This window comes from Stenotrophomonas sp. PD6 (assembly GCF_049199305.1).
GTDB lineage: Bacteria > Pseudomonadota > Gammaproteobacteria > Xanthomonadales > Xanthomonadaceae > Stenotrophomonas.
In genome coordinates this window covers 23,618-35,471 of record NZ_JBLZQD010000023.1, presented here as the reverse complement: position 1 = coordinate 35,471, position 11,854 = coordinate 23,618, and the positions used below count along the sequence as shown (strand labels likewise).

Sequence of the window (11,854 nt, the reverse complement as noted above, 5' to 3'; positions counted from 1 at the left end):
TTTTTAAAAAAATTTTTTTTGTTTGTTGCGGCCCCCCCCGTGCGGGCTGGTTTACTATTACAAGTAACGGAACCCCGCCCACCGCGGGCTGCTGCCGGGGGGGGGGGGTCGAGACTACGAAAGGGGCGGCCAGCAGCCGCCCGCCTTCATCAGACGTCGTGGTTGTCGGTGTACGGAATCAGGGCCAGGAAACGGGCGCGCTTGACGGCCGTTGCCAGCTGGCGCTGGTACTTCGACTTGGTACCGGTCACGCGGCTCGGCACGATCTTGCCGTTCTCGGTGAGGTACTGGCGCAGGGTGTTGAGATCCTTGTAGTCGATCTCCTTCACACCTTCGGCCGTGAACTTGCAGAACTTGCGGCGACGGAAGAACTTGGACATGTCAGTGCTCCTTAAGCGGCCGAAGCGGCGTCATCGCCGGCATCGGTGTCAGCGGCGGGGGTGGTTTCGCCTTCTTCGTCATCACGACGACGACGCTCACCGCGCTCGGGCTTGTCGCCCTTCTCGTCCTTGCTCTTCATGATCAGCGACTGCTCGGTGTCCGCGCCCGGGCGCAGGACGACCAGGTTGCGCAGCACTGCATCGTTGAACTTGAAGCTTTCGGTCAGTTCGGCCAGCACGGCCTGATCCACTTCGATATTCATCAGCACGTAATGTGCCTTGACCAGGTTCTGGATCGGGTAAGCCAACTGACGACGGCCCCAGTCTTCCAGACGGTGGATGGTGCCGTTACCGGTTTCGACCAGCGACTTGTAGCGCTCGATCATGGCCGGGACCTGTTCGCTCTGGTCCGGGTGGACCATGAACACGACTTCGTAATGACGACTCATGTGTTGTTACCTTTCGGATGTGGCCCTTGTCGGGCCGGACAGCCCCCCGCAGGTGAACGCGGTGGAGCAAGGGTCCTGCCAGAATCAGCAGGAAGCCGCGCATTGTGGCAGCAAACTGGCGCCCCGGCAAGCTGGGCCGGGGCTTCGGGGCCAGGCGGCGCCCGTGTCAGGCCTTGTCGGCCTCGGTGGTGAAGCTCTCGCCGCAGCCGCATTCGGCCGTGGCGTTGGGGTTCCTGAACGTGAACGTCTCGCTCAGGCCCTGCTTGCCGAAGTCGATCTCGGTGCCGTCGACCAGCCCCAGGCTGTCGGCGTCGACGTAGATGCGCACCCCGTCCTGCTCGAAGACGGTGTCGCCCGGGCGTTCATCCCGGGCCAGGTCGGTGATGTGCCCCCAGCCGGAGCAGCCGGTGCGGGTCACGCCGAAACGCAGGCCCAGCGCGCCAGGGGTCTGGGCGACGAACTTCTGCACGCGGGTAAAGGCAACAGGGGTAAGGCTTACGGCCATGACAGGCAACTCCAGCGGATCAGACACATTATAGGTCCACGGCCCAGTCAGAAATGCCTCGCAAGCAGAACGCTGCAACCGTTAAACTCCTCGTTCAGAGATCGAGTCGATCAACAGAGGATTCAAGTCATGACGGTGGTCAGCGTTGAACATGCGCTTGCCGGGAAGATCCCGGAAGGCGGCGAGGCAACAGTACGGGGCTGGGTGCGCACGGTGCGCGGCTCGGCGGCGCTTGCCTTCGTCAATGTCACCGACGGCTCCTGCTTCGCCCCCATCCAGGTGGTGGCCAATGACACCCTGGGCAACTTCGACGCCATCAAGGCGCTCACCCCGGGCTGCTCGGTCATCGCCCGCGGCACCCTGGTGAAGTCGCAGGGCAAGGGCCAGTCGTTCGAGATCCAGGCCAGCGACATCGAGATCGTCGGCCTGGTCGAAGACCCGCTGACCTACCCGATCCAGCCCAAGCCGATGAGCGCCGAGTTCCTGCGTGAAGTGGCGCACCTGCGCCCGCGCACCAACCTGTTCGGCGCGGTCACCCGCATCCGCAACTGCCTGTCCCAGGCCGTGCACCGGTTCTTCCACCAGAACGGCTTCAACTGGATCAGCACCCCGATCATCACCACCTCCGACGCCGAAGGCGCCGGGCAGATGTTCCGCGTCTCCACGCTGGACATGGCCAACCTGCCGCGCAACGCGCAGGGCGAGGTCGACTTCGGCCGCGATTTCTTCGGCAAGGAAACCTTCCTGACCGTGTCCGGCCAGCTCAATGTCGAGGCCTACTGCCTGGCGCTGAGCAAGGTGTACACCTTTGGCCCGACCTTCCGCGCCGAGAACTCCAACACCACCCGCCACCTGGCGGAGTTCTGGATGATCGAGCCGGAAATCGCCTTCGCCGACCTGGCCGAAGACGCGCGCCTGGCCGAGCAGTTCCTGAAGTACCTGTTCCGCGCGGTGCTCGACGAGCGCGGCGACGATCTGGCCTTCCTTGCCGAGCGCGTGGACAAGAACGCGATCAAGAAGCTGGAAGACTTCATCAACGCGCCGTTCGAGCAGATCGACTACAGCGAGGCCGTGAAGCTGCTGCAGAAGGCCGACAAGAAGTTCGACTTCCCGGTCGAATGGGGCCTGGACCTGCAGACCGAACACGAGCGCTGGCTGACCGAGGAACACATCGGCCGCCCGGTGGTGGTGACCAACTACCCCGAGCACATCAAGGCGTTCTACATGCGCCTCAACGACGACGGCAAGACCGTCGCGGCGATGGACGTGCTGGCCCCGGGCATCGGCGAGATCATCGGCGGCAGCCAGCGCGAAGAGCGCCTGGACGTGCTGGACGCGCGCATGGCGCAGTTCGGCCTGGACCCGGCGCACTACGGCTGGTACCGCGATTTCCGCCGCTACGGTTCGGTGCCGCACGCCGGCTTCGGCCTGGGCTTCGAGCGTCTGGTGGTCTACGTGTGCGGGCTGGGCAACATCCGCGACGCGATCCCCTACCCGCGCGCGCCGGGCAGCGCCGAGTTCTGATCCCGACCCCGGAGGCACGCACCCCATGACCCTGTTCTTCGCGCTGTGTTTCGTTGGCGTGGCGATCGCCGGGTTCAGTGCCTTCGTGATCTTCTGGCCGCTGACGCTGGTGCATATCCGCGACCGCCACCCTGCCCTGGCCACGCGCTTCGGCAGTGGCGCCTTCCTGCGCCCGGACGCGCTGCGCTGGCTGCTGGGCCGCGCTTACCGCGACACCCCCGACCGCTCGCTGTCGGGGCTGGCCACGCCGGCCTGGCTGTCGCTGCTCACCCTGCTGGCCGGACTGGGCATGGCCGCCCTGCTCTGGCTGCTTTCGATGGTACTGACATGAACGACATCACCGCCCACCACGACCAGTGGTTCCTCGCCAGCCTGGGCAACACTCTGATCTGGGCACGCCTGCGGGTTCGTCCCGGCGGCACCGCCGAAGTGCTGGACAGCGATGGCAACACGCTGAGCTACGACAGCGAAGACACCGCCCGCTCGCAGCTGTTCGACGCCGAATTCGTGGCCTACGACGGCCTGGACGAGGAAGACGCCCTGATCCGCGGCTTCAGCCTGCACGAGGTGCGCCCGCCGCAGGCAGACCATGACGACCAGCTCCACGGTCGCATGGTGCAGAACCTGGGCGCGCGTGCCTGACCGACGATGTTCATCCCGTCCGACTTCGTTGAGACCGACCTGACCTGGCTGGACCGGCTGCTGGCGCGCGATGCGTTCGTCACTGTGGTCACCACCGGCGGCGATGGCCTGCCGCAGGTGACCCTGCTGCCGGTGGTGTACCGGCGCGACGGCGAGGACATCCTGCTCGAAGGGCACTGGGCCCGGCCCAACCCGCAGGCCGGGCATGCCGGCCCGGCGCTGGTGCTGGTGCACGGTCCGCACGGCTACGTGTCGCCGGGCTGGTACCCGGATAAAGAAGCACAGGCGCGGGTGCCGACCTGGAACTACGCCGCCGCCGAACTGCGCGGCACGCTCGAACCGGTGACCGATCCGGATGCCTTGATCGGCATGTTGGACCGCCTGAGCGCCACGTACGAAGCCGGCGTGGGCGGCGACTGGAACCTGCTGCCGATCGAACCGCGCCAGCGCCGCATGCTGGGCGGCATCATCGGGTTCCGCTTCCGCGCGCACCAGACCCAGATCAAGCTCAAGCTCAGCCAGAACCATCCCGAGGCCAACCAGCACAGCGTGATCGACGCGCTGTCGGCGCTCGACTCCCCCGCTTCCCATGAGCTGGCGCAGTGGATGCGCTGGAAACTAGAGGTACCGCAACGATGAAAGACATCCACAAGCTGCTGCAGAACAACCGCGACTGGGCCGACCGGATCGAGAAGGAAGACCCGGACTTCTTCCACCAGCTCGCCAAGCAGCAGCACCCGGAATACCTGTGGATCGGCTGCTCCGATTCGCGCGTGCCGGCCAACCAGATCATCGGCATGGCGCCGGGCGAGGTCTTCGTCCACCGCAACGTCGCCAACGTGGTGGTGCATACCGACCTCAACTGCCTGAGCGTGATCCAGTACGCGGTGGACCAGCTGAAGGTGAAGCACATCCTGATCGTGGGCCACTACGGCTGCGGCGGCGTGCATGCCAGCCTGAACAACACCCGCGTCGGCCTGGCCGACAACTGGCTGCGTCACGTGGGCGATGTGGCCCAGAAGCACGCCGCGATCCTTGATGCGATCGACGAGCCCGAGCTGAAGCATGCGCGCCTGTGCGAGCTCAACGTGATCGAACAGGTGGTCAACGCCTGCCGTTCGACCATCGTGCAGGACGCCTGGGCCCGCGGCCAGAAGCTGATGGTGCATGGCTGGGTGTACAGCCTGAAGGACGGCCGCGTGCGCGAAATGGGCATCGACGTCGGTCAACCCGAGGACCTGCAGGCGGCCTACGAGCAGGCGCTGGCCCACGTGCCGCGCCGCGGCAAGCGCGACTGACCCCTTCCCACGGACACGCCCATGCTCGCCTCCCCGATCAACCTGCTGGCCTGGATCGACGAGAACCGCCACCTGCTCAAGCCGCCGGTGGGCAACAAGATGATCGAGAACGGCGACTTCATCATCATGGTGGTGGGCGGGCCGAACAGCCGCACCGACTTCCATTACGACGAAGGCCCGGAGTGGTTCTACCAGCTGGAAGGCGAGATGCTGCTGAAGATCCAGGAAGACGGCGCGGTGCGCGACATTCCGATCCGCGCCGGCGAGATCTTCCTGCTGCCAGGCAAGGTGCCGCACTCCCCGCGCCGCCCGCCCGGCGGCGTCGGGCTGGTGGTCGAGCGCAAGCGGCTGGCGCATGAGCGCGATGGCGTGATGTGGTTCTGCGAACGCTGCAACCACAAGCTGTACGAGGTGTACTTCACCCTCGAAAACATCGAAACCGACCTGCCGAAGGTGTTCGAGCACTACCAGGCATCGCTGGACCTGCGCACGTGCGACGCGTGCGGGCATGTGGACCCGCTGCCGGGCACCTGATTCCTGCGCGAACGGCAGCCAGGCAGAGCCTGGCGCTACGGGCTTGCCCCCGCGCCTGTCGGATTCAGCCCATAGGCAGGACACACGGATAAACTGTCTGTTCACAGACAGCCTCGATCACAAAATGTCCGAGCTCCTCAGCCGCACCCATGCCATCGCCCTGGACGCTGCCGACCCGCTGCGCGCCCTGCGCGCCGAGTTCGTGTTCCCGCAGCACAACCACCGCGACCAGACCTACTTCGTCGGCAACTCGCTGGGGCTGCAGCCCCGCGCGGCCAAGACGGCCGTGCAGGAGGTGATGGACAAGTGGGGCGCGCTGGCCGTGGAAGGCCACTTCACCGGCGATACCCAGTGGCTGGGCTACCACCGCCTGGTCAACGCCCAGCTGGCCCGCCTCGTGGGCGCGCTGCCCAGCGAAGTGGTCGCCATGAACACCCTGAGCGTGAACCTGCACCTGATGATGGTCAGCTTCTACCGGCCCACCGCCGAACGGCCGGTGATCCTGATGGAGGCCGGCGCCTTCCCCACCGATCGCCACGCGGTCGAATCGCAGCTCCGCTTCCACGGCTTCAACCCGGCCACCGACCTGGTCGAGGTTCAGCCCGACGAGCCCAACGGCACCATTTCGCTGCAGGCCATCGAGCGCGCCATCACCGAACACGGCCCGCGCCTGGCGCTGGTGCTGTGGCCCGGCGTGCAGTACCGCAGCGGCCAGGTGTTCGACCTGGACGCGATCACCCGCATGGCCCGCCTGCAGGGCGCGCGAGTCGGTTTTGACCTTGCCCATTCGGTTGGCAACGTGCCGCTGCAGCTGCACGACATCGCGCCCGATTTCGCCGTGTGGTGCCACTACAAGTACCTCAACAGCGGCCCGGGCGCCGTGGCCGGCTGCTTCGTGCACGAGCGCCACCACCGCGACACCACCCTGCCGCGCTTCGCCGGCTGGTGGGGCCACGAAGAAGCCACCCGCTTCAAGATGGCGCCCCAGTTCGTGCCGGCCGTCGGTGCCGAAGGCTGGCAGCTCAGCAACCCGCCCGTGCTCGGCCTGGCCCCGCTGCGTGCGGCGCTGGACGTGGTCGACAAGGCGGGCGGCATCCAGGCCCTTCGCGACAAGTCGCTGCAGCTCACCGGCCTGCTCGATGCGCTGGTCCGCGCCCGCCTGCCCGGCGTGCTCGAGGTGCTCACCCCGAGCGAGCCGGAACGCCGTGGCTGCCAACTGTCACTGCGTGTCGTGGATGGCCGCGAGCGTGGCCGCAACCTGTTCGAGTACCTGCAGACCGTGGGCGTACTGGGCGACTGGCGCGAGCCCGACGTGATCCGTATCTCACCGACGCCGTTGTACAACCGCTACCTTGACCTGCACCACTTCGTCGAGGAAGTGGAATCCTGGGCCGGACTGTGAGCCCTCCCCCCTTCGCCGCGCGGATCCGCCCTTGATTGCTACCCCCCACCGCTCCCTGAGCATCATCGGCGCGGGCCTGGCCGGCTCCCTGCTGGCCATCCTGCTGTCCCGCCAGGGCTGGCGCATCACCCTGTACGAACGCCGTGGCGACCCGCGCATCAGCGACTACGAGTCCGGCCGTTCGATCAACCTGGCCCTGGCCGAGCGCGGTCGCAACGCGCTGCGCCAGGCCGGCGTGGAAGCCGCGGTCATGGCCAAGGCGGTCATGATGCGTGGGCGCATGGTGCACCCGCGCCACGGCGAGCCGCAGCTGCAGCGTTACGGCCGCGACGACAGCGAGGTGATCTGGTCGATCCACCGCAAGGACCTCAACACCACCCTGCTGCAGCTGGCCGAAGATGCCGGCGCGCAGGTGCACTTCCACCGCCGCCTGCACACCGTGGATTTCGATGCCGGCTACGCGCGCTTCATCGACGACCGCAACGACCACCCGCACGACATCCGCTTCGACACGCTGATCGGCGCCGACGGTGCCGGCTCGGCGCTGCGCGCGGCGATGAACCGCAAGCACCCACTGGACGAGCGCATTGCCTTCCTCGATCACTCCTACAAGGAGCTGGAGATTCCGCCGACCGCAGACGGCGGCTTCCGCATCGAGGCCAACGCGCTGCACATCTGGCCGCGTGGCAACTACATGTGCATCGCGCTGCCCAATGACGAAGGCACGTTCACCGTCACCCTGTTCCTGCCCAACGAAGGCAACCCCAGTTTCGCCACCACCAACAGCGGTGCCGAAGCCGAGGCGCTGTTCGCGCGCGATTTCCCCGATGCGCTGGCCTTGATTCCGAACCTGCGCCGCGACTGGGAAGAGCATCCGCCGGGCCTGCTTGGCACCCTGCACCTGCGCCAGTGGCACCTGCAGGGCCGCGCGGTACTGATCGGCGACGCCGCCCATGCCATGGTGCCGTTCCACGGCCAGGGCATGAACTGCGCGTTCGAGGACTGCGTCGCCCTGGCCGGCCACCTGCTGGAACAGGACAGCCTGGCCGAGGCGTTCGCCGCGTTCGAGCGCGACCGCAAGCCCAACGCCGAGGCGATCCAGCAGATGGCGCTGGAGAACTACCTGGAAATGCGCGACCGCGTGGCCGATCCGGCCTTCCTGCTGCAGCGCGAGCTGGAGCAGGCGCTGCAGGCGCGCTGGCCGACCCGCTTCGTGCCGCACTACACCATGGTCACCTTCCTGCACACGCCGTACGCGGTGGCGCTGGAGCGCACCGAGCTGCAGCGGCGCATCCTGGAAGACGCCACCGCCGGCCACGACACGCTGGAGCACATCGACTGGGACGCACTGGAGCGCGTGGTGCATGAGCAATTGACCGTCCTGGAGGGCGCGCACTGATGGCCGACAGCTTCCTGTTCTATGACCTGGAAACCTTCGGCCAGGACCCGCGCCGCACCCGCGTGGCCCAGTTCGCGGCGATCCGCACCGATCCCGACCTGAACATCGTCGACGAACCGGTGAGCTTCTACGTGAAGCCGGCCGACGACCTGCTGCCCTCGCCCATCGCCACGCTGATCACCGGCATCACCCCGCAGCATGCGGCGGCCGAAGGCGTGAGCGAGGCCGAGGCGTTCTCGCGCATCAACGACCTGATGGCGCGGCCGGGCACCTGCACGCTGGGCTACAACACGCTGCGCTTCGACGACGAGTTCGTGCGCCACGGCCTGTTCCGCAACTTCTTCGATCCCTACGAGCGCGAGTGGCGCAACGGCAATTCGCGCTGGGACCTGCTGGACATGCTGCGGCTGGTGCACGCGCTGCGCCCCGACGGCATCGTGTGGCCGCAACGCGAGGATGGCGCCACCTCGTTCAAGCTCGAACACCTGGCCGTGGCCAATGACGTCCGGCAGGGCGATGCGCATGAGGCGCTGTCGGACGTGCACGCCACCATCGGCATGGCGCGGCTGTTCAAGCAGTCGCAGCCGCGGCTGTGGGACTACGCGCTGAAGCTGCGCGACAAGCGCTTCGTCGGCAGCCTGCTGGACGTGGACGCAATGCAGCCGGTGCTGCATGTGTCCATGCGCTACCCCGCCCAGCGCATGTGCGCCGCGCCGGTGCTGCCGATCGCGCGGCACCCGTACATCAACAACCGGGTCATCGCGCTGGACCTGGAAGGCGACATCGACGGACTGCTCGCGCTGCCGGCCGACACGCTGGCCGCCCGCCTGTACACGCGGGCGGCGGACCTGGCCGAGGGCGAGCAGCGGGTGCCCCTCAAGGAAGTGCATCTGAACAAGGTGCCGGCGCTGGTCGCCTGGAACCATCTGCGCCCGGCCGACCACGCCCGGATGGGCATCGACGTGGCCCTGGTGGAAACCAACGCCGCACGCGTGCGCGATGCCGGTCCGGCGCTGGTCGAGAAGGTGCGACAGGTGTATGGCGGCGAGCGAACGGCCACGGTCAGCGACGTGGACGCCTCGCTCTACGACGGCTTCCTGGCCGACGGCGACAAGGCGCTCATGACCCGCCTGCGCACCAGCCCGCCATCGGAGCTTGCCGGCTTCGCCGAGCGGCTCAAGGACCCGCGCATGCCCGAGCTGCTGTTCCGCTACCGCGCGCGCAACCACCCGCAGACGCTGGATGCGGCCGAGCACGGGCGCTGGAATGACTACCGGCGGCAGCGCCTGCTGGGCGATGCCGCGCTGGGCGAGCAGACCCTGCCCGAGTTCCGCGCGCAGCTGGACGCCCTGGCCGTCGAACATGCCGCCGATCCCGCCAAGCTCGCCCTGCTGCAGCAGCTGGGCGACTGGGGCACCCAACTGGAGCAGAGCCTGTGAGCAGCTATTTCAGCCCCGCCAGTTTCACCTTCCTGCGTGGCCTGGCGCGCAACAACGACAAGACCTGGTTCAACGAACACAAGGCGAAGTACGAGGAACACGTGCGGCAGCCGTTCCTGCGCCTGATCACCGACCTGCAGCCGGACCTGGCCGCCGTCAGCCCGCATTTCCGTTCCGACCCGCGCGGCGTGGGCGGCTCGCTGTTCCGCATTTATCGCGACGCGCGCTTCTCCAACGACAAGTCGCCCTACAAGAGCTGGCAGGGTGCGCGCCTGTTCCATGAGCGGCGCAAGCAGGTGCCGGCGCCGTCGTTCTACCTGCACCTGCAGCCGGGCGAAAGCTTCGTCGGCGCCGGCCTGTGGCACCCGGAGCCGGCCACCCAGCGCAAGGTGCGCCATTTCATCGTGGACAACCCCGGTGCCTGGAAGGCCGCCGCGCACGCGCCGGCGCTGCGCAGGAAGTTCGATTTCGAGGAGAGCGAGAAGCTGGTGCGCGCCCCGCGCGGGTTCGAGCCGGACTTCGAATTCATCGACGATCTGAAGCATCGCAACTGGGTGTTCTGGCGTTCGCTGGACGATGCCACCATGACCGGGCCGAAGCTGCGGCAGACCCTGGCCAAGGATCTGGTGACGTTGGGGCCGTTCGTGGATTACCTGTGTGCGGCGTTGGATCTGGAGTTTTGAGGGTGGGTCGCGCAGCCACGCGCGGCGTGGCTCTACCAAATCTTGACGCTTGCTGCGGCAAGGTGGCGCCATGAAGAAGCTGCTTCTGCTGCTGGGCTTGATCGTGGTGCTGCTGGCCGGCTGGCTGGTCAGTGGGCCCTACCTGACCCTGCGTGGCCTGGCCAACGCGGTTGAACAGCGCGACACCGCGCGGCTGGACCAGTATGTCGACTTTCCGATGCTGCGGGCCAACCTGCGCGCGCAGCTGGACGATTACATGGTGCGCCGCGCCGGCCCCGACGTGCAGTCGAACCTGGTGGGTGCGTTGCTGCTGACGGCCGGCCAGCGCCTGAGCGGGACCGCGGTGGACGCGATGGTGACGCCAACCGGCATCAGCGCGCTGCTGGAAGGCCACACGCTGTGGAAGCGCGCCAGCAATGACCTGGAAAGCAACGACGCCTACGCGGCGCCCCGCGCGGCGCGACCGCTGGAGGGCGCGCGCCACCGGTTCGAGTCCACGTCACGCTTCACCGCCACCACCCACACGCCGCAGGGGGCACCGGTGGTGTTCGTCCTGCAGCGGCAGGGATTGGTGTGGAAGCTGGTGAATATCGAGTTGCCGTTGGATTGATCGGCGTCACGACCAACGGTCGTGACCGCCTTCAGTCGTTCGCCACGCCGTGCGGCACATGCCCGGCGGCCACGCTTTGATGCTGGCGGGCGCTGTCGATGTTGTGCTGCGAATCGTCGAAGAAGATATCCGCGCCGAACGCCTCCAGGAACGGACCCTTGTGGCGGCCGCCCAGGAACAGCGCCTCGTCCAGGCGCACGCCCCATTCACGCAGGGTGCGGATCACCCGCTCATGCGCCGGTGCCGAGCGCGCGGTAACCAGCGCGGTGCGGATCGGCGCGTCCTCGCCCGACGGGAACACCGCCTGCAGCGTGTGCAGGGCCGACAGGAAGTTGCGGAACGGACCGCCACTCAGCGGCTCGCGCGCGTTCTCGCGCTCATGGCGGCCAAACGCCTCCACGCCCTGCTCGCGCGAAATGCGCTCGCTTTCATCGCCGAAGATCACCGCATCGCCATCGAACGCGATGCGCAGCTGGCCCAGCGGCTTGCTCAGGTCCACCTGCTCGGCCGCCGCGATGGTCTCGCCCGGTGGCTTGGGCAGGATCGTGGCCGCCGCGATGCCATGGCGCAGCGCGCGCCGCACCGATTCGGGATTGGCCGACAGGAACAGATCGGTGCCGAACGGCTTCACGTATGGCCAGGTCGGCTCGCCGGCGGTGAATGTCGCGCGGATGATGCCCAGGTCGTAGTGCTGGATGGAGTTGAAGATGCGCAGGCCGGTGTCGGCCGAGTTGCGCGAGAGCAGGATCACTTCCACCCGCGGCGACTCGGGCGACTGGCCCTGGTTCAGGGCCAGCAGCTTGCGCACCACCGGGAATGCCACGCCGGGACGCAGCACGTCATCTTCGTGCTTGCGCTGGTACTCGGCGTAGGCATCCACGCCCTCGGCCTCGAACAGCGCATGGCCCTCTTCCAGGTCGAACAGCGCGCGCGAGGTCACCGCGACGGTCAGCAAACGGGGGGTGTTGTCGCCCATGGCGGTCAAAAAT

At 67.3% G+C, this 11,854-nt stretch carries 15 protein-coding genes; 11 read left to right on the top strand and 4 right to left on the bottom strand.

Annotated elements, in window-relative coordinates; translation table 11 throughout:
* Nucleotides 1-149: 149 nt before the first annotated feature.
* The 3 genes from rpsR to ACOZHM_RS19830 form a co-directional block, all read right to left on the bottom strand.
* Nucleotides 150-380 (bottom strand): 30S ribosomal protein S18, encoded by a 231-nt coding sequence (gene rpsR, locus ACOZHM_RS19840; RefSeq protein ID WP_002804494.1) that lies wholly within the window; start codon nucleotides 378-380, stop codon nucleotides 150-152.
* Between the two features lie 11 nt (nucleotides 381-391).
* A complete protein-coding gene (gene rpsF / locus ACOZHM_RS19835) occupies nucleotides 392-829 on the bottom strand; it encodes a 30S ribosomal protein S6 (protein ID WP_421571045.1) in 438 nt (145 codons plus the stop codon).
* 166 nt (nucleotides 830-995) lie between these two features.
* Nucleotides 996-1,334, bottom strand: coding sequence for a HesB/IscA family protein (locus tag ACOZHM_RS19830; protein ID WP_421571043.1), 339 nt, complete (start codon nucleotides 1,332-1,334; stop codon nucleotides 996-998).
* A gap of 129 nt (nucleotides 1,335-1,463) precedes the next feature.
* On the opposite strand from ACOZHM_RS19830, the gene asnS reads away from it, so the two are divergent.
* The 11 genes from asnS (at nucleotide 1,464) to ACOZHM_RS19775 (ending at nucleotide 10,865) form a co-directional block, all read left to right on the top strand.
* The gene (gene asnS, locus ACOZHM_RS19825; protein ID WP_421571041.1) at nucleotides 1,464-2,858 is read left to right on the top strand and encodes an asparagine--tRNA ligase; all 1,395 of its coding nucleotides are present in this window, start codon (nucleotides 1,464-1,466) and stop codon (nucleotides 2,856-2,858) included.
* A gap of 25 nt (nucleotides 2,859-2,883) precedes the next feature.
* The gene (locus tag ACOZHM_RS19820; RefSeq protein WP_421571039.1) at nucleotides 2,884-3,189 is read left to right on the top strand and encodes a hypothetical protein; all 306 of its coding nucleotides are present in this window, start codon (nucleotides 2,884-2,886) and stop codon (nucleotides 3,187-3,189) included.
* Nucleotides 3,186-3,500, top strand: coding sequence for a hypothetical protein (locus ACOZHM_RS19815; protein WP_421571038.1), 315 nt, complete (start codon nucleotides 3,186-3,188; stop codon nucleotides 3,498-3,500). Before ACOZHM_RS19820 ends, ACOZHM_RS19815 begins: the two co-directional genes overlap by 4 nt.
* 6 nt (nucleotides 3,501-3,506) lie before the next feature.
* Complete coding sequence (locus tag ACOZHM_RS19810) at nucleotides 3,507-4,139, top strand: FMN-binding negative transcriptional regulator (RefSeq protein WP_421571037.1); 633 nt, start codon at nucleotides 3,507-3,509, stop codon at nucleotides 4,137-4,139.
* A complete protein-coding gene (gene can / locus ACOZHM_RS19805; RefSeq protein WP_421571036.1) occupies nucleotides 4,136-4,798 on the top strand; it encodes a carbonate dehydratase in 663 nt (220 codons plus the stop codon). Before ACOZHM_RS19810 ends, can begins: the two co-directional genes overlap by 4 nt.
* A 21-nt stretch (nucleotides 4,799-4,819) precedes the next feature.
* Entirely contained in the window at nucleotides 4,820-5,332 is a 513-nt protein-coding gene (locus ACOZHM_RS19800) for a 3-hydroxyanthranilate 3,4-dioxygenase (protein WP_421571035.1), read from the top strand.
* Nucleotides 5,333-5,456: 124 nt separating this feature from the next.
* A complete protein-coding gene (kynU, locus tag ACOZHM_RS19795; RefSeq protein ID WP_421571033.1) occupies nucleotides 5,457-6,734 on the top strand; it encodes a kynureninase in 1,278 nt (425 codons plus the stop codon).
* A gap of 31 nt (nucleotides 6,735-6,765) precedes the next feature.
* Nucleotides 6,766-8,133 carry an FAD-dependent oxidoreductase gene (locus ACOZHM_RS19790; RefSeq protein ID WP_421571032.1) on the top strand — a complete coding sequence of 456 codons (1,368 nt, stop codon included), beginning with the start codon at nucleotides 6,766-6,768 and terminating at the stop codon, nucleotides 8,131-8,133.
* Entirely contained in the window at nucleotides 8,133-9,572 is a 1,440-nt protein-coding gene (sbcB, locus tag ACOZHM_RS19785; protein ID WP_421571031.1) for an exodeoxyribonuclease I, read from the top strand. Before ACOZHM_RS19790 ends, sbcB begins: the two co-directional genes overlap by 1 nt.
* The gene (locus tag ACOZHM_RS19780) at nucleotides 9,569-10,255 is read left to right on the top strand and encodes a DUF2461 domain-containing protein (RefSeq protein ID WP_421571030.1); all 687 of its coding nucleotides are present in this window, start codon (nucleotides 9,569-9,571) and stop codon (nucleotides 10,253-10,255) included. Before sbcB ends, ACOZHM_RS19780 begins: the two co-directional genes overlap by 4 nt.
* Before the next feature lie 70 nt (nucleotides 10,256-10,325).
* A complete protein-coding gene (locus ACOZHM_RS19775) occupies nucleotides 10,326-10,865 on the top strand; it encodes a DUF2939 domain-containing protein (protein WP_421571029.1) in 540 nt (179 codons plus the stop codon).
* 31 nt (nucleotides 10,866-10,896) lie between these two features.
* On the opposite strand, the gene ACOZHM_RS19770 is transcribed toward ACOZHM_RS19775, so the two are convergent.
* The gene (locus tag ACOZHM_RS19770; protein WP_421571028.1) at nucleotides 10,897-11,841 is read right to left on the bottom strand and encodes a 5'-nucleotidase; all 945 of its coding nucleotides are present in this window, start codon (nucleotides 11,839-11,841) and stop codon (nucleotides 10,897-10,899) included.
* Nucleotides 11,842-11,854: the final 13 nt, after the last annotated feature.